The sequence below is a fragment of the Jannaschia seosinensis genome (assembly GCF_001408515.1).
Taxonomy (GTDB): Bacteria; Pseudomonadota; Alphaproteobacteria; order Rhodobacterales; family Rhodobacteraceae; genus Jannaschia; species Jannaschia seosinensis.
In genome coordinates, this window is the sequence record NZ_CYPR01000177.1 from 1 (window position 1) to 22,627 (window position 22,627).

20 protein-coding genes, 1 tRNA gene and 1 pseudogene are annotated in these 22,627 nt (G+C 59.4%); 10 read left to right on the top strand and 12 right to left on the bottom strand.

Features of this window, described 5'->3' with window-relative positions; all coding sequences use genetic code 11:
• Positions 1-225, top strand: a pseudogene (locus JSE7799_RS21115) (IS4 family transposase); the annotation flags it as partial.
• A gap of 185 nt (positions 226-410) precedes the next feature.
• On the opposite strand, the gene JSE7799_RS13395 reads toward JSE7799_RS21115, so the two are convergent.
• The 5 genes from JSE7799_RS13395 to JSE7799_RS13410 form a co-directional block, all read right to left on the bottom strand.
• Positions 411-2,759 carry a hypothetical protein gene (locus JSE7799_RS13395; RefSeq protein ID WP_144431706.1) on the bottom strand — a complete coding sequence of 783 codons (2,349 nt, stop codon included), beginning with the start codon at positions 2,757-2,759 and terminating at the stop codon, positions 411-413.
• A gap of 74 nt (positions 2,760-2,833) precedes the next feature.
• A complete protein-coding gene (locus JSE7799_RS13400) occupies positions 2,834-3,952 on the bottom strand; it encodes a tyrosine-type recombinase/integrase (protein ID WP_055664068.1) in 1,119 nt (372 codons plus the stop codon).
• 165 nt (positions 3,953-4,117) lie between these two features.
• On the bottom strand, positions 4,118-4,336 hold the full coding sequence (locus tag JSE7799_RS20585; protein WP_144431707.1) for a hypothetical protein: 219 nt from the start codon (positions 4,334-4,336) through the stop codon (positions 4,118-4,120).
• 119 nt (positions 4,337-4,455) lie between these two features.
• Entirely contained in the window at positions 4,456-4,923 is a 468-nt protein-coding gene (locus tag JSE7799_RS13405; protein ID WP_144431708.1) for a hypothetical protein, read from the bottom strand.
• The gene (locus tag JSE7799_RS13410; RefSeq protein WP_055664070.1) at positions 4,920-5,324 is read right to left on the bottom strand and encodes a hypothetical protein; all 405 of its coding nucleotides are present in this window, start codon (positions 5,322-5,324) and stop codon (positions 4,920-4,922) included. Before JSE7799_RS13410 ends, JSE7799_RS13405 begins: the two co-directional genes overlap by 4 nt.
• A gap of 370 nt (positions 5,325-5,694) precedes the next feature.
• Between JSE7799_RS13410 and JSE7799_RS13415 the strand changes: the two genes are divergently transcribed.
• Positions 5,695-6,504: a hypothetical protein gene (locus JSE7799_RS13415; RefSeq protein ID WP_222101767.1), complete on the top strand. Its 810-nt coding sequence runs from the start codon at positions 5,695-5,697 to the stop codon at positions 6,502-6,504.
• A gap of 31 nt (positions 6,505-6,535) precedes the next feature.
• Here JSE7799_RS13415 and JSE7799_RS13420 read toward each other — a convergent pair whose 3' ends face one another.
• Entirely contained in the window at positions 6,536-7,855 is a 1,320-nt protein-coding gene (locus tag JSE7799_RS13420; protein WP_083480592.1) for a MobA/MobL family protein, read from the bottom strand.
• A gap of 217 nt (positions 7,856-8,072) precedes the next feature.
• On the opposite strand from JSE7799_RS13420, the gene JSE7799_RS13425 reads away from it, so the two are divergent.
• Positions 8,073-8,420, top strand: a complete 348-nt coding sequence (locus JSE7799_RS13425; RefSeq protein WP_055664073.1) for a hypothetical protein — start codon at positions 8,073-8,075, stop codon at positions 8,418-8,420.
• Positions 8,421-8,422: 2 nt separating this feature from the next.
• On the opposite strand, the gene JSE7799_RS13430 is transcribed toward JSE7799_RS13425, so the two are convergent.
• From JSE7799_RS13430 to JSE7799_RS13445, 4 genes are read right to left on the bottom strand one after another with little or no spacing between them, the layout of a single operon-like run.
• A complete protein-coding gene (locus JSE7799_RS13430) occupies positions 8,423-9,616 on the bottom strand; it encodes a GIY-YIG nuclease family protein (RefSeq protein WP_055664074.1) in 1,194 nt (397 codons plus the stop codon).
• A complete protein-coding gene (locus JSE7799_RS13435; RefSeq protein ID WP_055664075.1) occupies positions 9,609-11,669 on the bottom strand; it encodes a DEAD/DEAH box helicase in 2,061 nt (686 codons plus the stop codon). Before JSE7799_RS13435 ends, JSE7799_RS13430 begins: the two co-directional genes overlap by 8 nt.
• Positions 11,666-12,622, bottom strand: a complete 957-nt coding sequence (locus JSE7799_RS13440; protein WP_144431709.1) for a hypothetical protein — start codon at positions 12,620-12,622, stop codon at positions 11,666-11,668. The genes JSE7799_RS13435 and JSE7799_RS13440 overlap by 4 nt, the downstream gene beginning before the upstream one ends.
• On the bottom strand, positions 12,622-15,375 hold the full coding sequence (locus tag JSE7799_RS13445) for a class I SAM-dependent DNA methyltransferase (RefSeq protein ID WP_055664077.1): 2,754 nt from the start codon (positions 15,373-15,375) through the stop codon (positions 12,622-12,624). The genes JSE7799_RS13440 and JSE7799_RS13445 overlap by 1 nt, the downstream gene beginning before the upstream one ends.
• A 469-nt stretch (positions 15,376-15,844) precedes the next feature.
• On the opposite strand from JSE7799_RS13445, the gene JSE7799_RS13450 reads away from it, so the two are divergent.
• Positions 15,845-16,648 (top strand): hypothetical protein, encoded by an 804-nt coding sequence (locus JSE7799_RS13450; RefSeq protein WP_055664078.1) that lies wholly within the window; start codon positions 15,845-15,847, stop codon positions 16,646-16,648.
• Between the two features lie 83 nt (positions 16,649-16,731).
• On the opposite strand, the gene JSE7799_RS19975 is transcribed toward JSE7799_RS13450, so the two are convergent.
• Together JSE7799_RS19975 and JSE7799_RS13465 are read right to left on the bottom strand one after the other, a co-directional pair.
• On the bottom strand, positions 16,732-17,664 hold the full coding sequence (locus JSE7799_RS19975; RefSeq protein ID WP_083480593.1) for an ImmA/IrrE family metallo-endopeptidase: 933 nt from the start codon (positions 17,662-17,664) through the stop codon (positions 16,732-16,734).
• Complete coding sequence (locus JSE7799_RS13465; protein ID WP_055664081.1) at positions 17,664-17,984, bottom strand: helix-turn-helix domain-containing protein; 321 nt, start codon at positions 17,982-17,984, stop codon at positions 17,664-17,666. The genes JSE7799_RS19975 and JSE7799_RS13465 overlap by 1 nt, the downstream gene beginning before the upstream one ends.
• Before the next feature lie 83 nt (positions 17,985-18,067).
• On the opposite strand from JSE7799_RS13465, the gene JSE7799_RS13470 reads away from it, so the two are divergent.
• The 6 genes from JSE7799_RS13470 to JSE7799_RS13490 form a co-directional block, all read left to right on the top strand.
• Positions 18,068-18,361 carry a DUF2188 domain-containing protein gene (locus tag JSE7799_RS13470; RefSeq protein WP_245624893.1) on the top strand — a complete coding sequence of 98 codons (294 nt, stop codon included), beginning with the start codon at positions 18,068-18,070 and terminating at the stop codon, positions 18,359-18,361.
• 65 nt (positions 18,362-18,426) lie between these two features.
• The gene (locus JSE7799_RS13475) at positions 18,427-19,413 is read left to right on the top strand and encodes a CBASS cGAMP-activated phospholipase (protein ID WP_186201943.1); all 987 of its coding nucleotides are present in this window, start codon (positions 18,427-18,429) and stop codon (positions 19,411-19,413) included.
• On the top strand, positions 19,410-20,609 hold the full coding sequence (locus tag JSE7799_RS13480; protein ID WP_055664084.1) for a nucleotidyltransferase domain-containing protein: 1,200 nt from the start codon (positions 19,410-19,412) through the stop codon (positions 20,607-20,609). The genes JSE7799_RS13475 and JSE7799_RS13480 overlap by 4 nt, the downstream gene beginning before the upstream one ends.
• Before the next feature lie 14 nt (positions 20,610-20,623).
• A complete protein-coding gene (locus JSE7799_RS22560; RefSeq protein WP_503089888.1) occupies positions 20,624-21,091 on the top strand; it encodes a type II CBASS E2 protein in 468 nt (155 codons plus the stop codon).
• A gap of 521 nt (positions 21,092-21,612) precedes the next feature.
• Positions 21,613-21,702: transfer RNA gene (locus JSE7799_RS13485), tRNA-Ser, on the top strand.
• A 375-nt stretch (positions 21,703-22,077) separates the two neighbouring features.
• A partial coding sequence (locus JSE7799_RS13490; protein ID WP_503089887.1) for a transposase family protein occupies positions 22,078-22,627 on the top strand: 550 nt, incomplete at its 3' end.

Below are 22,627 nucleotides of genomic sequence, written 5' to 3' on the forward strand. Positions count from 1 at the left end.
CTGCTCATCGCCATAACCGCTATTGCCATCGCCCTCATCTGCCGTGCTGCAGCCCAGCTCATGGGACACAAATACCCCGCCCGGAAGAAGCACGGATACTGCTCGAAATCCTGGTTCCGGACCGGCTTCGATGAGGTCCGACGATGGATGCGGTCCGGTCCCGAAACGCCTCTCGTCGCCCGAAATCTCGTCGTCCCGAGACGGCTGCGGGTGGGAGTCGTGTAGTCTGCGTATTCAGGCAGGAAGTGGAATTCCGCCTTGAATATCCTTGGCTTGCGCGGCTATACGCATCGACGGAGATGTGGCCGAGTGGTCGAAGGCGCTCCCCTGCTAAGACCGCTAATCTATTGAAATAAAATGGTTATTTAGTCTTTCGGTCGAAATTGCCAGCTTCTTGCCAACCCAATTTCCTACAGCTCAGCGTCACTGGTTTCCGTTTTTCGGCGATTGAACCAACTGCCCTTCAGCCCTGATCGAAAAGCACCTGCGACGGGTCGCCCGACCTCCAACATGGCAGTCTTCAGGCCAGGTTTGCAGGCAATCGTCCGTTCGACCTCGCCGACCCCACCGAGGACCGCAGCATCGGTCGGGGCAACATCTCGCGCGATGAACAGCAACCGGATTGCATCGACCTCGGTGTTTGGATGCATGGCCTCAAGCTCGACGCGATCTTCCAGGGCGGCGATCACATCATCCTGGGCACGCTGCGCCATCCAATCTTCTAAATTCGATCTACGTGCCCGGTTAGCGAAGACCCGAACGCGATCTTCCAGAAGTGCAATACGGCGATCGAGGGCAGCCACGATGACGCGATGAAGTTCTTCCGCATGACGAAGAAGGTTTTCGTGCCACTCCGCCATCAGGCGCTTCTGTGCGGCACCTTTCAGGCTGCTGTTTCCCAGGAGCGCGGAGGCACCGATTGCTGGGCCGAGTATGAGAGCACCGGCCGGGCCGATCGCGACGAGACCGAACCATGCTCCGGCCTTTCCGCCGGCAAAAGCCAGCAGACCGCGTGAGGCGCCATCAAGAAGGAGCCAAGCGGGCAGGTCCGAGACAGGAACCCGTCCGCGCGCAACCTCGATACCTCCGCGCAGGACGCCTATCGACAGCGCAAAATGTAGAATGTCGGGATTGGCAAGGTCCGCTGCATGGCCGAGCGTCTCGGCAATCTGTGCCTCGATCGGGGCGATCTCGAAGCCTGGAAGCGTCGTCACGAGATGCGCCCAGGGTTCGCCAGTCTCTGCGGCCTGCTCGGCGAGCGTTGCGTTGGCGATCACCGGAATATCCGGGTATTTCTCGAAATGCTCGGTCAGGATGGACAGTGAAACCCCGCATTTCACCTGAACCGCCGCTCCGTCAACGACGAGGTCCAGCCCGGGTGTATTGCTGGCCTCTGCGAGGCGGACATCATGACCGTCTGCGATCAATTGATCCATGACCAAACGCTCGGCCGTGTATCCCCGCAGCGACCATCCGGCGCCGGTTTCCAGAAATTGCCCAGCGCTTGAGGCGAAGGCCACAGGATCACCGAGTTCGGCGGAGCGTGAAAAATCGGCGGCCTGCATGACGTCTGGGTCAAGCGCCGCCGCGTGCCAGAGCATTTCGCCGGTCGTCAGACCGAATGCCGCCGTGGCATCCGTCACGTCGCTCGAAATCGTTCTCGAGGACCAAGGCTCCGGAGGTGGTCCAGCGGGAGCGGGCATTGAGCCGGTGAGGCGACCGCCAAGAGCCCCGATCCTTCGACGCATTGCGGCCCGATCGTTTGAATTCATCCACTTGAAAGACCCGGATGGCTCTCTGTCAAGACTGCGCATATCTGCGAGGAACTGGTCCAGTCCGGCCGCGCCATTTCGCGCGCCTTGCGCCGCCATCAGAACGCCGAGACGTGCCGCAACCTGACTGCGGACGACCTTCGAGCCCTTTCCCATCCCGAGCCAGCCGAGCGCGGCGACGCCTGCGAAGACGGTCACGGGGTTGACGAGCGTCGCCAGCAGCGACACCAGGGCTGGGCCTCCGACAAATGGGATGATCGCACTGAGCTGTGCTGCCAGCATGTAGGGCAGGAAACCTGCATTCGCGACGACCGCCGCGCCGCCGGCCCACACGCCCCCAGCGGCCATGGCGTTGCGCGCTCTGACTTGCCCATCGCGAAGGGCCCGCGCGATCTCGGGATCGACCTCCTTTGCGGCAGCCTCGACAATCTCATCGTCGGCAAGTAGCGCCAGCATCTCTTCGGCGACGATATCCGGAAATGGTAGAGGTGGCTCGGCAACAGCAGCAGCCTTCACCGCCTTCCAATACTCGGAAACCTTGCCGCCGAATTGTTTGGCTAAACCGTCGTCGGGAATCCCATGCTCGGTCTTCCGATGGCGGGCCCGGATCGATGGCGTCAGTCGTTCGGAAGCACGCACGGCAAATGCAGATGCCGATCGGGTGCAGGATTTTTGGGACAGTGGCGGCGCGGACGGGAGCGCCAAGGCGTCCGACAACCGCGACCAGAGACGGAAGCGTAATGCTCCATCGCAGGCGGCTGATTTGACAAGGTCAGCCTGCGCTGCCTTGAGGTGCGTGGCAGCCTGATTACTGTCGAGACCGAGCTTGGCACCAACCCCCGCCACGGCACCTTTCGCGAGGAAGAGGCCATCCACGCATTCGATGAGCGCAATGATGTGGCACATCTCGGCCCGCTCGAGATTTCCGAGGCCCGAGAGGATGTCGATGGGTCGAACAATGGGATGCGGAGTGAGATCATCTGTCATGTCGCCGACAATGCGCTTCAGCGAACGGAACCGCAATCGCCCGGAGGACATTCCCCGGGCGATGTGCACTGAGCTCAGATCTTGACCAACTCTCCGAATTCCCATTCCTGAGTGGCTTTGGGAATAAAGTCCCAGCCATGCGCCAAGAGACGGTTATTCAGATCGGCCGGCGCCAGCTTAACGTAGCGTGCGACCATGCGGTCATTGGCCCAGCCCCCTCGCTTCTTGAGCGTGTCCATGATCCCGACTTGGCTGAGATACCAGGTGGCCCATGTATGTCGGAGAACATACGGCGTAACTTCTGGACCGAGGCCTGCTGCCTTGCGAACAGCGTCGAAGGCCCCTTTGATTTGCCCGCCGCCGTTCTCCCGAATGACATAAGGCTTTCCTTGGGGAGTCAGGAATACTTCGCCGTCCGCGGGGAGTTCGCCCATGAGGTTCCATGCCCTGGGTGGCAGATGCACCCAGCGGGGTCTGTAATCCGACTTCGCTTTTTCGATCCAGACCTCTCCACTTTCAGGTTTCAAGTGACTGGCCTGGACCTCCAGCATCTCTCCAGGACCGGCTCCACCGCCCAGCATAAAAGCAATCTTCTTCAGTGTCGTGCGATCTGGGTCCCATTTCCCTACGACTGCTTCATCATTTGCGGCGACGAGCAGTCGCTCAGCTTCTTCGGGCGTCAACCACCGGGTGCGCGGGATATCGCGGGTCTTGACCTTTGACTCCTGCCATTTCTCCTTGGCGAAGTTTATGACGGATCGCATGGGAGTGATAAGCTGGCGGTGGATTGTCTGATCAGCCGCGCCAGAATACATGACCTCCTTCAGGCGCAGCATCACAGCGTCATCGATATCATCTATAGAGATATCGCTTGGAATCTGCTCGTCCGCGATGATGGCTGCGGCGATCCGCTCTACGAAGCGCGCCTCGCGACCTTTGTCGATGTAACGGCTGGCGGCCACGATGAAAGGCTCGGCGGCAGGCTTCTCAGGCTCAACCGGTTTTGGAGCGACCGCGTCGGCCCAAGCATCCTCATACAGCCTCTTGGCTACACGGCATGCGAGCGTCTTGTCGGTTTCTGGAATTTCGCGAAGGCGACGGCGAAATCGTCTTCCGCGGATGGAAAAGGAGACCGTCCAGCGGCCAGAGGTTTCGTCCCACGTCGGGTCGTAGGCTTTTTGAGTTTCGGGCATTTTCTATAGTCACGCATTATCTGAATGTGCTCGGGATAGAAGACACGGCGCTTTCCGCTTCTTTCGCAGAAATCGATCTGGGCTTTTTCAAGTTGTTTGATCAGATCAAGGAAAGCGCGGTCACAGAGCCCAAGGGCTCGGGCCGCTCCTGTTTGGTTCAGAGGCTCAATGGCCCAATCTGTCCAATTCTGCGCTTTCATTGCGGGTGTCTTCCGGCGGGTTCGAGATCAGGGTTTCGGTTTCGCCACCGCTTGGGTGGCACCAGAACGATGGGTTCGACGCTTTCGCGCCAGTCGCCGAAAAATCGAAATAATCGGATTCCAGCCTTGGATTTCCCGCAAGCTCATGATTTTGAGGTAATTTTTTTAGAGCTTTTCTGGTCAAGGGCGCGCCGAATGAGCAGCAGAAGGATGGAGTCGGCACGCCCGCTCGTGGTGATCCTTCAACGAGCGCGGGCCATGCGGCCCTCAATGGGCAGCGCCCGTTCTGGGCGCTGCCGAAAATCAGGTTTTGAAATCGAAGCCTGCTTCGTGGAGGGCCCGCGCGCCGCAGAGCGCGGCGAGCACGGTATCCCGCAGCATCGCCAGGTCGCCCTTGGCCTCGGTAAGAGCGCTTGCGTTCGGCTCCACGAAGATCGACCGGTATCCTCCCCGCACGTGATTGTCGTCGCCGTGCCAATAGACGTGTGTTCCCCGGTCGATCTCGACACCGAGCGATGCGTTGAGCGCCTCGAGATCCTGCAAAAACTGGTCGGTGAAGATCTCGCGCCGCGCGATCCGCCCGGCCATAGATGTCGCGAAGCCACGTTTCGATGGCTCGAGCGACGGGATGACCACGTCTGTCAGCGCCTCCGCAGTAATGTGAGCCTGCATCAACGCGATGGCGGCGAGACGGCTGACTGCTTCGGGCGTCAGATCAACACCATCGACCAGATCGGCGAGGCGCGGGGCGAACCCGATCATACGGCTCATGCCGCCACCTGCTGGGTTACGGCCACTGCCGCCTCATTCATGGCGTCATGATAGGCCTCGAGCCTGGCGTTCAGGCCGTCCGCGAGGAGGCAGATCTCTTCGACCACTGGGCTCCCAAAATCGATCCCGGCGAACCGGGCGGATTCGATCCGATCAGGATCGTGAACATGCTCGAGCATCAGCAGATCGAGTAGGTTGCCCCAGGCTTGCATCATGCTGCGCGAAGGCGTCGCAAAGCTTGCGAGGCCGTCCAGGGCGGTGCGGGCGAGCCGAACGCCGGGCTGGCCGCCGAGCAGTGCCGCTGCATTGAGCAAGGCGTCAGCGTGCTCGTTGATGAAGCTCCGGAGGTCGCCGAGTGCCGAGAGCGGCTTAGTGAAGGTGAAAGCATCGGTGTCGAACATGGTGTATCTCCCATTCGGGCGTTTCCGACTCCAGGGTCGGGTCAATGTCCGTTCGTCCAGATCCTCTTTCCTGCGCGCCTCTCAGCTCCTCCTTCTGCTGCGGTTCTCGACAAGAGGGACCGCAGCAGAAGGAGGAGCCCAAGCGCGTTGCCCTCCTGCCTTCTGGCCGGGTCGCAATGTTCATCGTGTCCGGGCTGCTGGGGAGAGGCCGGAGAGGGGACACCCCTCTCCGCGCGCCCGGGGACGCTTAGTTCTTCTCCATCTCGTTTCCCGGGGTCAGCCGAAGCGATCAGGTCGCCAAATTTCTCTTCGTAACTTTTTTCTTCCGGCCCTCGGGCGCCGATCCAACATACCGATCACCAGTCATTCAATGGAGATCACGATGATCCTGAGACCTTGCAAATCGCCCCGCCCGCTGACCGCCGCTGCATCCGTGGCTGCATACGAACTCCGCGATGCAATTCGCGATATGACGCTCAAGGACCTGGAGCGGTTTATCTGCCCCTCTTCCGGTTCCTCCATCGGCGTGCTGGTTCAGGTCCAGTTCGACGAAGATAACGCCTATAAAGGCGTGAAATTTGAAATTTCAGCCAAACCGGAGAAAATTCACGCCGATTCATTTCACTGCTACGTTTCCATAATGCAGGGATACTGGAGAACCGAACATCAGCTCGTCGAGGCTGCGGAAGATTTCTGGCTGAACCGAGAGGCGAATCTCCGGACCGACCTCTTCGGCCGCGAGCTGGTTGCGATGACGACCGAAGAACTGGCAGCTGTGTCCCCATATCACAGTAAGCTACACTCAGGTTTTCACGCGAAAGATTTGAATGATGCACTGTTGGCCGCGTTGTCAAATCGTGAACGAGCAGCTCGGGAAGATGACTCAAATCACAAGAAAATCACGGCGCGGGAGGAATTGAAGCCGACGCAGAAATTCCTGGCAGATGAAGCCAAAGACGCGATCGCGTGGTGGGAAAGCCTGACAGAATCTGATCGAACACACCTTCCCGCCTATGATTACCGAGCCATCGGATATGAGGCGCGTGCAATCTTCACGTATCGGGACTTCATGGAGCAAAAACAAGAGCGCCTGAAACAGAAAGGAGCCGATCTGGCTTTCATGAACTCCACGCTCCCGCAGAAAACAGGCTGTTCTTCTGGAGCGAAGGTAGCGGCATAAGGTAAAGCTTTGTGGCGCAGGATATTTCAAGCTAACCTGCGCCCTTCAGTCGAACCTTCACTTTCTGTTTCCTGCGGACCTTGATCCGCTTTCCAGTCGCCGCGACTGTGTCGGGATTCTCATATTCCTCCGGGTCGATCTCTTGTTCGAATTCGTCGTCCCGGTCCTCGTCATCGCTGGGTTCAACAGTGGGAGACGAGCCATGGAGCCCATTTGCGCCGACAGTGTCTTCAGGCGGCGTTCTGTTGGTATTCATTTCATTCGCCCATGCAATGGCGGCCTCGTAGCCGCCGCCCGGCACTGTTGTAAGATCGATCGAACCCGCGTCGTCCACTGCCTTACGTTTGTCTTGTTCAGTCTGCGCCTGCACTATCCGCGCGCAATCTGTGTCGCGTTCTCTCTTGCGCTCGGCTTCGCGCGCAGCCGCAATCTGCTCGGAGCGCCCTGATAGACGCGCCTTCTTTCTTTCGAGCGCACGAAGGGTGGACCAGCACTCCCAGCGTTCTTCATTGCGTGCCAGTGTCTCCTCCCTCTTGAGCGCTGCCATTGGCATCCGCTGGGTGACGTCGTCACCAGCGGCACGCGCCTTTTGTGTCGTTCGTGGGCCGAGGTGATCTTGCGCCTCAAGGCCTTCTGGTGCATCCCCAGCCTCCGCCATCGCTTCGTAAGATCGAAGGTCGATTCTGGCATGCGATTCGTTCCGCGCAAGCGCCTGGTTCGTCCTGCGCTGCCACTCGGCGCGAATCTTGAGAAGCATCTCAGGGCCGGTCTTCAGATCGTCGAGGACACGTGTCTTTTCTCCAAAGGCACCTGTATCTCGGTCTACCGTTCGCGTCGTGAACCTAATGTGCGCGTGAAAATTGCGGTTCGTCATCGCCGGATCGAACAAAGCTTCGTGGAGTTCCTGGAGACCTTCCGGCGTGTGGCGATCGCGCCAGAGACGCTTCCCTTCGATCGCATTGTTGAAGTTCGGCGCGTGGACCACATGATGAACCGCGACTCCAAATTCGTCCCGCAACCAGCACGAGAATCCCTTGACGAGCCTGTGCTGTTCGGTGAGCGGCAGCTCGGCGGGCAGTGCCGGGCGAAGTTCCCGCGCCACCCTTGCGTTCCTCTTGACCTCCGCTTTCTCTGCGGCGTTCCAGAGGTCCTCCGCGCTTCTCTCCCACCCGACCACCCCTTCCGAGATAAGGCCTACCGCTGAACGGTAGTTGTAGCGGCGGCCCGTTCGTTCATCGGTCATGCTCGTCCGCGCGGCGTAGGCGGCAGCCGCGACCGAGGAGCGCCCATCGGCGCGAGAGATGACGAGGAGCGGACAGTGGCTCGCTGGGTGTATGCGTCTGTGTTTCATGTATCGGAAGATCGCGCCCTCGCGTGGTCTTCGCTACTCAAGGCCCGCTGCCCAAGCGCGCAGGCAATCGAAGATTGCGTAACTGCGCCCTTGTCTTTCGCCGCGGGCCCGACGGGGTCACCCGGCGGGACCGGAAAAAACGTTTATCAAAGGGACGCAGTCACTGCTCGGAGGCGCGATCTCCCTCTCAGGAAATCATGCAACCAAAGGAAAGATCATGCCGAAAATCGACGAACAGATCGCAGTGGTCGCGAGGAAGATCGAGCAGAACCGCAACCGCCTCAAGGACCTCAAGGGACGAGCGACCAAGCAGGATCGTAAAGACGATGCGCGGCGAAAATTGCTCTACGGGGCAGCCTACCTGGCAGCACTGCCATCGCTCAGCACGGACGCCCAAAAGCGCAGCCTGGAGCGCGTCGAGGCGTGCATCACGCGCCCGAAGGATCGTGAATTCTTGGGCTTGGAACCGCTGAAGGATACGAACAGCCACAGCAAAATTTCCAAGGACGCAGACAAGGCAGTCACGGCGGACTTGCCCTTCGCCAGTTCTCCCACCAGTGAATGATTTCACGCGCGTTGAATGATCTTTCCCTGATCAGCGCGGTATTCATGGAGGTGGAGCGTCTTGCTCTGAAGAAGCTCGACCGCCTCATGGATCACGTCGAGCGGCACGATGAACCACTCCCTGGGATGCACGGGTGTGCCGAACCGATCCTGGATCGTGATGTCGAGCCGACCAGGCGCGAAGAACCGGTGGAGCAGGTTCTCGAGCGCCACCCGATTGATATCGATCAGCGTAAAGGTCGCGACCACCTCAACGCCTGCCAAGAGGAATGTCGGTTCCTTTTCCGCGTTCGCGAACCGCCGTTCGACCTGCCCACCGGTGACACCGATCTTGTGAATGACGGCGCGATTTTCGGCGACGAGTGGGTGGTCGGACTGGCTGCGCAGGACGTAGATCGTGCCAGTGTCACTGCCCCCACCCTCGACGGCGTTGTTGAACAGAGGCCCCGCGTCGGGATCGGTGATGCGACGACCTGCTGGATCTTGTGTGAGCGCTTTCTGCAATGACCGGGCGAGCAGATTGCTCTCGGTTCCGTTGTCGAAAATGACCCTCAGCCGGCTGTCCCGGTTCCCGGATTCGTTCGTGAACGGATCACCCGCATGCGCGACGTATGCCATCAGCCCATCGACGATGAAAAACCGGCCGGGTTCGATCTCGGACTTGCGTTCAAATTTCAGGGTCTGCCGTGCGCCATCGGCGATGTCCGCCCTTGCAGCGTCGAAGAGTGGCGCGAACTGATCAAAGTCCGGACACGGTTGGCGGCTGGCAACATCGTCCGGCACGGCGCGACGTTCAGCCTGGGTCCGGACATGCTTGAGTTCTGTGAGGCTGGATTGCTCCTCTCCAGATATACCCAACGACGCGAGCAGAGCGTCGTCATCGAGATCTTGCGGTTGCGTTTCGTCGTGCGAGCCCGGTTTCGACACCGCGAGAAGATTCTGTGTATCGACCGCAGCCAGCAGTTCCCTGCATTCTACCAGATCCCGCAGCCTGTCGAGCCGGACGGCATAAAGGCGTTCGAAGATGTCGCGATCGGCGCCGTGCTGCGGTGCCCTTCCGTGCTCCTCGGTGAACTTCTGGATGTCCTCGAAGCCGGCGATGATGCGTGCCTCGCGCGGGCTGGTCGCGGCCTTTTTCTTCTCGATCGGTTCAAGACCGAGGTCGGACAGGATATCGAGATCGGACCGTTCAGGCATTTGCAGCCGCCTTTCTCTGAAGGAAGGCTATGCCCTCCGCCATCTGACGCTCCCAGGCGTCGGTCGAGGTCAGCGAAGGCAGGCGGCCGCGCTCCTGCCGGAAACGGACCGCGCGCTCTGCCAGCATGCGCGCCTCGTCGTGGGTGAGGTTGATGCGCTTCCTGGCAATGATTGCCGCGATATCCCGCAAGACCGCCTCGTCCATCGACTTCGCCAGGATAGCACGGGCGGTTTGAAACGGGTTGATCCGGTCTATCAAGTCGATTTCCAGGTCCTTCACATCCGTCACATATTGGCGGACACCTGTGATGAAGGCCGTATTCGCCTTGGGTTCGTCCGAAGGATCATGTGCGGGCGCCTTGGCCTTGCCCTGTTGCGTCATCGCGATCGCCGCGACGGCATGCTGCCGCACGGCCTCGCGGTCGTCATCGGACAGTTCCGGATACCGGTCGGCCACGATCCGTCCCATCCGGATCTGTGTATACTCCTCGGCCGGCGTCTCGTCGTCGAAGACTCCGCGCTCGACAGTCTGACGGTCTTGCACGAAGGCGGCCAGCACCTCGTTGATGTCCTGTTCACAGATACGCTTGGCCTCGGCACTTTTCGGAGGCACAAGCCCACCGATTTCCATGTGGAACTGTCCGGTCCCCTCGTTGAAGCCAACGTTGGTCTTGCCGTTCTGGTAACCATTCTCGCCGTAGTCGAACCCGTCCTTGCTGCCTGCCGACTTAGGGGTGAAGGTGAACTTCGGCGCCAGAACCTGCTCCATCAGCAGACTGGCGGCGATGGCTTTCAGCGTATCGTTGACGGCCTCATTCACCGTCTCCTCCGACGCATCGGGCTCCGCTATCAGGTTCGTGAAACGGGCGCTCGTCTTACCAGGTGCATCCCGTGTAGCGCGGCCGATGATCTGGACGATCTCGGTCAGCGAGGATCGATAGCCGACGGTCAGCGCGTGCTCGCACCAGATCCAGTCGAAGCCCTCCTTTGCCATCCCCAGGGCGATGATGATGTCGACATGGTTGCGGTCGTCAGCGTGGGCGGGATCTTTCAGAGAGCCAATCACTCGGTCCCGGCGGGCGCCGTCGTCATCCACGAGATCTGCGATCTTCAGGACAGTGCCGTCCGGGCGTTCGACAAGCTGGAAGCCGGTATCGGGGTCGGCACCCTTCCAAGTGCCGAGCGCCTGCATGATGTCCTCCGCCTCGCGGATCTTGTCCCCCAAGCTCTCGCGGGCGTTCACGTTCGGGATGTGGACGATGGTTTTCCGTCCGGCATCCAGCACCTCGGCGATGGCATCGAGGTAGCGACCGCTGTAGAAGTAATACCCGATGTCGAGCGACTTCAGATGATCGTAGCCGTTCAGCTGCTCATAGTAGGTATAGGTGACCGTCTCGAACCGCGCCTCGTCCTCGGGCATCAGGACAGCCTCTGCGTCGCCGCGGAAGTAGCTGCCCGTCATGGCAACGATGTGCGTCTTGTCGCGCACCATGAAGTCCCGCAGGTGCGCGCCCAGGCGGTTCTCTGGGTTGGCGCTGACATGGTGGAACTCGTCGACCGCGATCAGCCGGTCGTCGAAGGCCTCGACGCCCATGTCGTCCACGGCGAAGCGGAAGGTGGCATGGGTGCAGACCAGCACACGGTCACCCGACGCCAGGAACGCCTTGACCGATGCCACCTTGCCCTTGGCAACCTTCGGATCATCGGCGCCTGGCGCGTTGCAGAGGTTCCACTGCGGCGCGACTTTCCAGTCGGACCAGAACCCGTATTTCGACAGCGGCGTGTCCTTGAACGACGCGCCAATGGACCGCTCGGGCACCACGATGATCGCCTGCTTCAGCCCCTGGTTCTCGAGCTTGTCGAGGGCAATGAACATCAACGCCCGGGACTTGCCCGACGCCGGGGGCGACTTGATCAGCAGATACTGCTCGCCACGCATCTGGTAGGCACGCTCCTGCATGGCGCGCATGCCGAGCTCGTTGGACTTCTTCGAGGCGCCGGTTGCGGCGTATTGGACAGAGACGGAGGGGGCATTCTTTACGTGGTCGGTCATGTCTTCTCTCCTGCCTCGATCGCAGTCTTCCATGCTTCCTCGATGACGCCGTCTTCTGCGAGGAAGAACTCTCGCCCGAGAGACCGTCCGTCGCGGTCGAGCACCGCGATCATGGCAGCTTCTGCGGCCTTACCCTGGATGGAGCCGGGAAAGGCTATTCGGCCCTCGGCCTCGGTGGATTTCAGAACGTTCCATTGGAAGGGGCCGACCGGGATATGCCGGTTGTGGGCTTCTCGCCTGTCTTCAGGAGCCTTCGAAAAACCGGCCTTGACGATCTTGCCGCGGGCACTCGGATCGTTGAGGAAGATGCCCGGCTTGCCGGACAGGGCCAGGACGTAGACGTGGCACGGGCCCTCGGCCTCTCTGTGTTCTGTCGGCGATTGTGACGTGGGACCCGGGCGGCTTGGCCGCAGCACGTCCTCCGCAGGCGCAAAATTTGTCTCACCAATTGGAGGGCAATTGAATACCTCGATTTCGCGAAGGTTCATCGCAAGAAGACGCTTCGCCTCATAAATAGACAATGGCGTGCCTTGAGACCCGATGTGCTGCCCATTCGTCCCTTTATAGGTTTCAGATGCGAAATCTCTGATGTGCATCCTGCTATCCTCGGATACCTCCCAGGCTCGAACAACGCGAACAGCATTGGCCCAGCTCCCTCGTGACCTCGGATTGCTTTCTTTGTCCGCGAATGCAGCACTCGGCATGTAATCTCGATCGACGCCAATCTCGTGTGAGCATTGGAGGACACCGATGATCTGATGCTTCTCCTCTGGCTTTGCCTGAGGAGACCCTGCGATCACGACCAACACACCAGCTTGGCTCCGACGGAGGAAGCTCTTGCGCTTCCCATCTGTGTCGAACCCTACAAAACCCCATGTGCTGGGGTCGAACCCATCGAAATAAGTGATCCAAACATTCGGCGGTTCGGCGTTGATCGCGTCGAGAGGGCTCATCATGATGCCTTCTCCTTCTTCGCGGTCATCTTGCTATACATGTCGAAGAGCTTCTCCAGGCGTTCGGTGTCGTTGCGGAAGCGGCGGCCGATGTAGATGCGTTCGAGGGTTTCGTCGTTACGATCATGGGCGGCGCGGAGGTCGGCGGGCATCTTCTCGGGGTCGTAGAGCTCGGCGATGGTGGCGGGGAAATGCGCCTCGCGGGCGAGCAGGATGTCCTCGGCGCAGCGGGTGAGGTTGATCTTGTCGGTCTCGGTGAGTTTTGGGACAGGGAAGGTGTTCCAACCGAGCGTGTTGGAGTAGGAAAAATCGGTTCGCATGCGAACGCAAACGGTGGCGATCCAAGTTAGGTGTATTCGCGAGGCAATAAGGGCCAAGCTCCAGATAGGAGCGTCATAAATTGCGAAATTTCTGTCGCCGATTATAGTATCTTGATCAACCAAGTCGACGGGCAGGTATTCTCGGTTTTCCGAACTGACTCTCGCTACGACCAGCGCATGGCGTTCGGCGGTCCCTTGAATTTGTCGGAAGCGATGGGGGAAGTCGGCGGCCGGACGTGTCTCGGCGGCTTTACTGTTCGCACGCATCTCCCTAACCCCTTCAATTCGTGAGGCGATAGCCGGGATATCCTCTGCAATTGCGCGCTCGCCGTCTTCGATCCAGAGGCAATAGCGAAGATCACCTCTGATGAACTCCTGCGCCCCAAGGAACCGCTTGACGAAACGACGCGAGCTCGGAAACTTCTGTTCGAGAACATTCTTCTCGTCCGGCGAGAGGAAAAAATTTCCGCCATCTGTGGGCTTGTTGCCCCATACCATCTTGCCTCGGTTGGCCGGAGTCCGGCTGACTGGATGGACAATAATGTCAGGTCCACCAATCAGATATGGGTTAATATTTGAAACTTCTTTTGACGTAGGCCGCCCGTCACTCCCAACTTCGTAAATCCTTCTGCTCGATGCTGTGACTTGGGGACGGAACCCAACGATGACCACAGTCACACCGGCGTTATGCGACGCAAGGTTTGCCCATCTGAATGGAGAATGTGCGAAGAAGATTTTTTGCCCGGCATCCAGGATTTGTGGCCATAAAATCGGCACCTGCGAGCCTTGGCAGACAGACTTGGTGCTAACGAACGCCGTGGCAGAAGTATTCTGCCGGCCCATGTAGTCCGAACCCTTGATGAGCCATCCGGCTACGTAGTCCAAGGACTTCCATGACTTGATCCGACGACCAACGAGTTCCCGGAGTTCCTCTTTCTGGCCCCCTGATTGCCACGTGCTGCCGAGATAGGGAGGGTTCCCGCAGATATACGTCTCCCACTCCTCGCCACCGCCTTCCAGGTTCAACCGCCCCGTCGGCCCGCCCAGATCCTGCTCCTCGGTCGAAGCCGTCACCGGAGGGCAGACGTCCTCCCAGTTGATCCGTAGTGCGTTGCCCGTCACAATAGTCCCCGTCGCATGTAGCGGCAGGACCAGCGCCCGGGCCTCCATCTGACCGATGAAGCGCACGTCGCACTGGAACTCGGCGATCAGCAGCGACAGGCGGGCGATCTCGGCCGCAAAGCTCTTGATCTCGATCCCGTAGAACTGGGTGAGGGAGATGGCCGAACGCTCCAGAGCCTCGCCCCGGCGGCGCATGATCTCGTCCTCGATCTCGCGCATCTTGATGTAAGCGATGACGAGAAAATTCCCCGATCCGCAGGCCGGGTCGAACACACGGACGCGCGACAGGCGCTGGCGCAGGTTGAAGAGCTTGCGCTTGTTCGTGCCCGCCGCCTCGAGCTGCTCGCGGAGGTCGTCGAGGAACAGCGGGTCCAGCACCTTCTGGATGTTCGGCACGGAGGTGTAATGCATCCCCAGCTCACCACGCTCGTCATCGTCGGCGACGGCCTGGATCATGGAGCCGAAGATGTCGGGATTGATGGTCTTCCAGTCGAGTTCGCCCGCGCGCAGCAGGTAGGCGCGCGAGGTGCGGGTGAAGGTCGGGCAGCCGATATCGTCCTTGAAGAGCCCTCCATTGACGTAGGGAAAGACATCAGCCCAGGATTTCACACCCGCCCGGTCGCCCTTGCGCGGGTCGAGGTTCATGGACCGGAAGAGCTCGAGCAGCACATCGCGGGTGTTGGACCCGTCCGCCTCGGTCATCTGGCGGAGGGTGGTAGTGAACAGGTCATCGCCGTTGAAGATACCGGTGTCCTCGGCGAAGAAGCAGAAGATCAGCCGCGCCATGAAGCGGTTGAGATCGCCGCGCTTGTCGGCCGCCTGCCAGTCCGGGTTGTCCTTGAGAATCTGGACGTAGAGCCGGTTGAGCCGCCCGGTGGCCTTGATGTCGATCGGGTTGTTCTTGACCTCGGCCACGGTCGAGATGCCGGCCAATGGGAGGAAGAAGCCGAAATGGTTTCCGAGTTCGGTCAGCGGGCCCGAGATGACCTCGCCAGACCCGATCTCCTCGGCCTCGAAGTGCGTGCCGTCGGTCGCAAAGATGAACTTGGCCTTCTGCCGCTCGGTCAGGGGGCTGGCGCGCAGGCGTGCCAGCATCTCGACGGTCTGGCTGGGCTCGGCCACCGCGATGTGGATGTTGTTGCGCTGAAGCACGCCGCCGACATCGGACTTGTTGGTGTTGCCGGTGCGCAGGCGCTTGACGGTCGCCTCCTTGTTGCCGAAGGCGGTCAGGAAGGCGAAGGGGAACTCCTGGGGATCGAAGGCAGCGTCGGCCAGCTGGGATACAGCTTCCTCGATCTCGACGGCGTTCATGCGATTCCCCCTGCTCGTGTTTTCGCTGACATTGCATGATCTTTGATGGAGATACCACGCCGGACGCGCCGGCGACGACCGGCACGCCCTGATCGGGAAGGCCGTTGGCCGCACCATCGCTGCCGTTTTCGATTGTTGATCCGGGGTCTTCCCTCTTGGTTCCCATCTTTATTCCGAGGTTCCAATAGGTTCCCGCAGTGAGGATGGCATTAATTTCAGTAGGTTATACTGAGATCGGAACAATTATTTTGGAAATTATTCCCAGACCTTGGCCAATTTGAACGGAAGTCTGGGGCGTGAACACACGATCTTTGGATTTGAATGACAGAAATCACGGGCGATCACGCAGCTTTCTTGGCGGACGGCGCCGATTTCACGGATAGCCGCGCAAATTCTTTGGCCAATCCTGCATTTTGTGCGGATGTCTCCGGGGCGTAGTTCCTCTTCGGATCAACCGAAGGAGACAATCATGTCCAGTCCAACCCACTACAAGTGCGACGAGAAGGTAGTGACTCTTCTCGAGAAAAAGAAACTCAAGCTGAACGCGCTGCGGCTCGTTCATGCGACCTATCACTACCTCGACAATCACCCAGGGTGGCAGCCGTCGTTCATGGCGCTGGCGGATAAGCTGGGACAGGTTCGGACCTGCACCGCCCTCTGCGCGACACTCTGCGCGACGACAGCTTCCCCCGCCGCCAATGACCTCAACATGATCCACGAGGGAATGCTGGACCTCGACGGCACGGGGCTTTTTCAAACTCTCGAGCTCGATGGACGGAAGCTGAGGTTTCGTTATTCCCATAGCCTGGCAACCGCGGCGACCAAACTCGTCAAGAGCAAGTTTGCGATGGTGGATTGCGGAATCATCGCTCAACTCCAATCGCCCTGGCAAATATACTTCTATGTCCGGGCGGAAATGGTGCAGCGCCAAAGGCACCCGATCTTCTATTTGCCTCGAGTGTGTCCCATGAACGAGCCATGGAGTGAAACCAAGCGCACTTGGTTGGCCGCGGCGTGCCGTGTCGGCTCGATACTCGGGCACCACTACGTCTTCATCCCGGAGCTTGATCCTCAGTGTGAAAACGTCATCGCTGTCAAAGTAAAGATCGTGCACAGCAAGACCCAGTGGTCACAAGGGCGCCTGTTTCCTCGACATGCGCCCGAGCCCGTCAGCACGGTCGCCAATGGCAAGAGCCGGACATTGACGCGCGAAGAGCTCAGGAAAAGGAAAGACTGGACACGATTCGATGAACTGGTCCCGGCGCTCAAGTAGCAGGCTTTCATGGCGACTGCTTGCCTGTCAATTTCTTGAGGCAATCGTAGTTATAGACGTAGATTCTGACCCGAAAGCCAAAATCATGATCTACGATCAGATTGGAATTGATCGCAAGCGTCCCATGGCTCTTCCTCTTCGATATCCTGGGAATCTATGGCGTCATCGAATTGTAGAATGGTCAAAGACATATCAAGGAACTCAGACACCATCGCCAGCTCGCGCACGGGCTCGGACCCACGGCTGAAATCCCAAATTCCAGAGGGTCGCGAAACTGGGTTCTTCGACAGAAAACCCCGTTCGTCAGAACAGACGGCGGCCAGCGCGTCGCCAGGGATTGGCATCCCTGGCCGAACGAAGATGCCGCTTTTGTAAGCAGACTTGCTCGCACGGCCCCACTTCGCGAAGCCGTCTCGCGCGATAACCATGACTGCACGCTTGTTCGTAAAGTCGATCCATTTGCGACAGGCTGCGGTGAGCGAGACGCCGTAACGATCGATGACGTGGTGCAAAAGGTCGACGGTCACCTCCTCGCCGTTCACCTGTGCGCGGAAATCATCAAGCGGCATCAGCAAGAAGGATGCGAAAGTGTCGGCCTCTTCCTCGCGCTGTCTTTCTCCTTCATCCCATGCACTCGGCCGCAAAGGTTTGCATTGGAAATCGCATTCTCGCTTGAGGTGGCCGGTCGAGTAATCTCGGCTGGAGAGAATCGGGCGGTGGAGCTGATAGTGTCCAAATTCATGCGCTATGGTGAAGCGCGTTCGGCCTCGATAACGTGGATCATCATTGTAGACGATGTGCCATTCTGGACGTTTTCTGTGCGGCCGGAGCATTCCCTCAAAGCCTGGGAGGTCGCCACCGACGATCTTGCCGATGGGGTCTTCGTTGTTTCGTGAAACCTCTCGGGCAAGATCTTCTATGTCTACCGGGAAGCGTCCCTCGCCCAATACATGTCGGAGCATGATCGAGAGCCGGTTTGCCTCCTGCTGCGGGGGTTTTCGCTTTTCGCCAACCATCAATCGTCGTCCAGGGCATCCAGAATCCGGCGGAGGCGCTCTTTTTCCGGGGATTTCATCTTTTTGTATTTGCGGAAGAAAGCGATGTCTTCGGATTCTTCCTCTTCCTTTTCCCCCTCGCCAACCAAAAGATACTCAACCGTGGTGTCGAGCGCGGTAGCGATTAAGGTTAATTTTTCAGCCGAAGGCCGTGTGACTTCCTTGTTCTCGATCTCCCACATGTAGCTCTTGCTGGAGCCGACCCGCTCGGCGAGTCCCTCCAGAGTGAGCCCGCGCTTTCGTCGTAGCTCGCGAACTCGCTCTCCCAGCGGTGTTGGCACAGTTATACCCTCTTCTCCGTTAGTTCGTTATCGCCATACCTGTAGTCCTTGACACGCCATACGCACAAGCTTTATCTGGGTGCATGTTCGTTACTACGAACTTTGATTCTCGTAGAAGCCAGACCATGGAGGCCCAAATGGCTACAGGCAAAAAACCCGGCACGCATCACGTCGTGCCGAATGCGGATCGCGGATGGGATATCCGCCGTGGAGGAGGGGGGCGCTCGAGTGGGCATTTCGACACCAAGCAGGAAGCGGTTCAGCGCGCTCGCGAGATTAGTCGCAACGCCGAGACCGAGTTGAAGATCCACAATCGTGATGGCCGCATCGCGCAATCGGATTCACACGGGAACGATCCTCGCAACATCAAAGGCTGAGAGGGTGATCGAAGCTCCGAATGCAGCGCCAACGCCCCGAACCAGGAATAAGGACTTCGCGAACCATGAGACGTATCCTGAGCATTGATGGCGGTGGCATCAAAGGAACCCAACCGGCAGCCTTCCTGGCGAGTTTGGAAGAAGACCTGGATGAGCCGATTGGTCGCTACTTTGATCTGATCGCGGGAACGTCAACCGGGGGTATTCTCGCGGTGGGCCTTGCCCTCGGCATCCCGGCCAAGACCCTTCTGGAACTCTACGAGAGCCGGGGGCCGACGATCTTCGGGCAGGCGGGAGACCCAGGCTGGCTCGGTCGAAAGACCCGGGATGCGCGTGCCGCCCTACGTCACCTGGTCAAGCCCAAACACGAGGCATCAGCACTGCGGGACGAGCTCCACGCCGTCCTTGGCGACAAGCTCATCGGCGAGGCGGAAACCCGTTTGCTGATCCCGGCCTGGGATGCCGATCAGCGCAGCGTCTACATCTACAAGACTTCGCATCATCCACGGCTGACCAAAGATTACCGGAAGCCTGCGCTCGACGCGGCAATGGCGACGTCGGCAGCCCCGACCTACTTCGCGCGCCACAAGACGGTGGATGATGTCGGCCTTCTTGATGGCGGCACCTGGTGCAACAATCCGGTGGGTGTCGCGACTGTCGAAGCGATCTCGATGCTCGGCTGGTCTCCACAGGACCTGCACATCCTGAGCCTCGGCTGTGTTGACGAGGTCTACATGCTGCCTGAGTCCCCCGGTAAGGCCGGCCTCGGGTTGAAGGCCCTCAGTCTTCTCATGGACGGGCAGTCCCGCGGTGCGCTCGGCATTGCTCGCCATCTGGCAGGTGATCCTCACGACCGAACGGCCGTTCACCGGTATTCGCCGAGCGTCCCGGACGGGTTCTTTTCCCTCGACGACACCACCAAGATCCGGAGGCTCAAGGGGCTTGGCGCCTCGAGCGCCAGGCACGCGAGCCCCACCCTGATCCCGATCTTCTTTCAGCAACCCGCCGAGCCGTTCGTGCCCGTGCATCAACTCGAACGGAACGCGGCATGAACCAGATATTCTCGCAACCTCTCACCGACACCGCCATTCAACGGCGCGCCCAAGTCTTCACGATCCTCGAGGAGATCTGCCAGGAGCTGGAATGGACCAAGACCCAGTTTGAGAAGGCCCGAACCAGTTACGAAGCCGTCGCGGACTGGTTGGCTGGATCGAGCGATTGCATGCTTGCCTCCCTCCATGTCTATCTGCACGGCTCCGGCGCGCTCGGCACCTCGATCAAACCGATCGGACGCGACGAGTTCGACGTCGACCTGATCAGCTTCATCCTCGGCCTTGGCCCAGAGATCGAGCCGACACGCGTGAAGGCTGCGATCGGTCAGCGTCTGCGTGAACACGCCTACTACGCTTCGATCTTGGAAGAAAAGAAGCGCTGCTGGCGCCTGAACTACGCCGGTGACTTTCACCTCGACATCTCGCCGACGATTGCCAATCCAAACTGCATAAACGGTGGTGAACTGGTGCCCGATCGTAAGCTGCGGGACTGGCACGTGACAAATCCTCGGGCCTATCGGGCCCTCTTCGACGAGCGAGCGGCCTTGGTCCCAAGGATGACGCAGTCGATCACCGCCGAACAACGCGATGCGGCCACCATCGAGCCGTTCCCGGTCCGCCAGTCGGTCAAGGGCATTCTCCGGTGGACCGTGCAGCTCCTGAAGCGTCACCGGGATCTGGAATTCCTGCATGTTGAGGAGGAGATCGCGCCGATCTCGATCATCATCACGACGCTGGCCATGCGATCCTATGAGATGTGCGTCAGGCGCCACGTGTTCGTCGACGAACTCCAGGTGCTCATCGATACGATCCGCCTGATGCCCGTCTTCATCGAGCGACCGTTGGTGAACGGCTGCCAGATCTACGCGGTTTGGAACGAAACCGCGGAAGACGAGAATTTCGCCGAGCGATGGAATGAAGAACCGGCGCGGGTCGAGGCCTTCTACAAATGGCACCGCAAGGCGCTGGCTGACTTTGAAGCGCTGCGGGACCTCGTCGGCCTCGACGCAATTGTGGGTTCCATGAAACAAAGCCTGGGCGACAGGCTGGTCTCCCGGACCATAAACCGGCGTATGGATGTGCTGAACGAAGGAAGGAAGACGGGTGCTCTGATGCTCGGCGCAGGTGTCGGTCTGACCACCCAGAGATCGGCCGCCTCGACACCGGTCGCCAAGAACGAGTTCTTTGGAGACTGAAAACGTTGTCGAACGTGCCCGCAAGAAATAGGCTTTCGTTGTCCCAGCAGTATCTATTCCTTCAGCGTTCCAAGACGACTGTCGGGAATGGGCTGCTTCGCCCTAACCGTCTGGAATGGCGTTTTATCGCACGACCCACGCCGCTCTCCCGATCCTATCGGGTGATTCTCGTGTTGGAGAGGGACGGAACGCCGGATGTGCGGGTTATAGACCCGGATTTGAGGTTGCTCGCTGGCCGACGTGATCTCCCGCATATCTACCGTGACCCAGATCGGCTCTGCCTATATTTGCCTGGGACCGGGCAATGGGATGACAGCAAGCGTTTAGACCTTACCATCATCCCATGGACACACTTGTGGCTGATTTTCTTTGAAGAATGGCTGGTGTCTGACGATTGGAAAGGTGGAGGAAAACACCCTGGCGAGGATGATCCAGACGAGGGCAATCGTGCGTTGCGCCGCAGCCTTCGACGAAGACGTTAGCCCAAGCATTTTGATCTGTATGTCATTATCTCGAGATGCGGCCTCATCAAGCACGCAAAGTGAACGTCCGCATAGAACGGCCATTTCGCAGCATCGGCGGTGCCGTTCACGGGCCGGTCGCATCGGGGCTCGTCTCGCTGCACAGGCGAACTTGCCTCCGGAGAAGCGGTCGATCTGATTGCAGACGACGGCACCGGGCGTGTCGGATGCGCGTGTAGGCCGGATGCATGAGCAGACTGCCCCCGTCTTCAAAGATTAAGAACGGCCAGCCCAAACGAAGGGCTTCCTCGAGATCCTGTTGCCCGGCGCCGACGTGCTGCGCCGAAAACGTTGAAGAACGTCAAGACATCAAAAAACTTCCTTTGACCAGGCCTTAAAAATTGCCAGATTCTTGCCACTGCACCATGCGTCTGGGTGCGGATTTCAAGTGAAGGCAGGCACCAGTGGTTCGAAAGCTTGGTTTGCCTTCACATTGATTTTTGGCCTTGTTTCCTTGGTCTGAGATGGATACACCCGCCAACGGAGACGTGGCCGAGTGGTCGAAGGCGCTCCCCTGCTAAGGGAGTAGGCGGGAAACCGTCTCGAGGGTTCGAATCCCTTCGTCTCCGCCACCGACCCCCATCTCATTTCCCTGTACCGAATTCGAGCAGAATTCCCCCGCGATTTCCGCGGCTTGTGGGGTCGTTCCCTGGACACAGACGCACTTCGCCAAGCGGGATTGCCGTGTTCACGGGGCCGGTCTCTGTCGGCCATTTCAGGAGGTGCGGTTTGCGTGGGATTTCCCTGATACCCCGGGATTTACAGGGAATTCCGCTCCATCGGAGGGTCCACGGTCGAAATCGAGCTGGAATCTCGCCGCCAAGACAGTGACTTACGGGCGATTTCCCTACGCGAAGCAGACTACACGACACAGCCGTTTTTGGGGTGGCCGAGACCGGCAAGAGAGATTCTTCTGGTGGACTCGACCTCGCCAAAGGAACGGTCCCTTGAATATCCGTGCTCTCGCCGATCTCCAGAAAACGCTAACTCCGCATGTGCCGTTGGGCAAGTCACGGCTCGACACGCTCTGCATGATCCTGCTTGGCATGATCAGCGCCCGAACGGTGAACCTGACGCATATCGCGAGCGAGCGGCCAAGTCGCGCCATGGTTGCATCGACCTATCGCCGTCTGCAACGCTTCTTCCAACACGTGTGCCTGCCCGAGGATTGGAGCGTGGGCATCGTGATCTCGCTGCTCGGCAACCCTCGCCCTTGGCATCTGTGTCTTGACCGCACCAACTGGAAGATCGGCAAGACCGACGTTAACGTCCTCGTGTTGGCCGTCATCACGGCCAGGTTCCGTGTCCCGTTGATGTGGACCATGCTCCCGCATTCCGGCAACAGCACGACCGCTCAGCGCATCGCGCTGATGAAGCGGTATCTCGCGTATTTCGACGCCTCAACCGTTCGGATGCTGCTGGCGGATCGTGAGTTCATCGGTCAGGAATGGTTCACTTTTCTCGTCGAGCAGGAGATCCCCTTCGCGATCCGCATGA

Coding starts and splice junctions, on each gene's coding strand:
- JSE7799_RS13425 (WP_055664073.1), top strand. CDS start 8,073: ATGCCGAAAATCGACGAACAGATCGCAGTGGTCGCGAGGAAGATCGAG.
- JSE7799_RS13480 (WP_055664084.1), top strand. CDS start 19,410: ATGAACCAGATATTCTCGCAACCTCTCACCGACACCGCCATTCAACGG.
- JSE7799_RS13445 (WP_055664077.1), bottom strand. CDS start 15,375: ATGAACGCCGTCGAGATCGAGGAAGCTGTATCCCAGCTGGCCGACGCT.
- JSE7799_RS13435 (WP_055664075.1), bottom strand. CDS start 11,669: ATGACCGACCACGTAAAGAATGCCCCCTCCGTCTCTGTCCAATACGCC.
- JSE7799_RS13410 (WP_055664070.1), bottom strand. CDS start 5,324: ATGTTCGACACCGATGCTTTCACCTTCACTAAGCCGCTCTCGGCACTC.
- JSE7799_RS13430 (WP_055664074.1), bottom strand. CDS start 9,616: ATGCCTGAACGGTCCGATCTCGATATCCTGTCCGACCTCGGTCTTGAA.
- JSE7799_RS13450 (WP_055664078.1), top strand. CDS start 15,845: ATGTCCAGTCCAACCCACTACAAGTGCGACGAGAAGGTAGTGACTCTT.
- JSE7799_RS19975 (WP_083480593.1), bottom strand. CDS start 17,664: ATGGTTGGCGAAAAGCGAAAACCCCCGCAGCAGGAGGCAAACCGGCTC.
- JSE7799_RS13440 (WP_144431709.1), bottom strand. CDS start 12,622: ATGAGCCCTCTCGACGCGATCAACGCCGAACCGCCGAATGTTTGGATC.
- JSE7799_RS13415 (WP_222101767.1), top strand. CDS start 5,695: ATGGAGATCACGATGATCCTGAGACCTTGCAAATCGCCCCGCCCGCTG.
- JSE7799_RS13405 (WP_144431708.1), bottom strand. CDS start 4,923: ATGAGCCGTATGATCGGGTTCGCCCCGCGCCTCGCCGATCTGGTCGAT.
- JSE7799_RS13470 (WP_245624893.1), top strand. CDS start 18,068: ATGTTCGTTACTACGAACTTTGATTCTCGTAGAAGCCAGACCATGGAG.
- JSE7799_RS13475 (WP_186201943.1), top strand. CDS start 18,427: ATGAGACGTATCCTGAGCATTGATGGCGGTGGCATCAAAGGAACCCAA.
- JSE7799_RS13420 (WP_083480592.1), bottom strand. CDS start 7,855: ATGAAACACAGACGCATACACCCAGCGAGCCACTGTCCGCTCCTCGTC.
- JSE7799_RS13395 (WP_144431706.1), bottom strand. CDS start 2,759: ATGACAGATGATCTCACTCCGCATCCCATTGTTCGACCCATCGACATC.
- JSE7799_RS13400 (WP_055664068.1), bottom strand. CDS start 3,952: ATGCCCGAAACTCAAAAAGCCTACGACCCGACGTGGGACGAAACCTCT.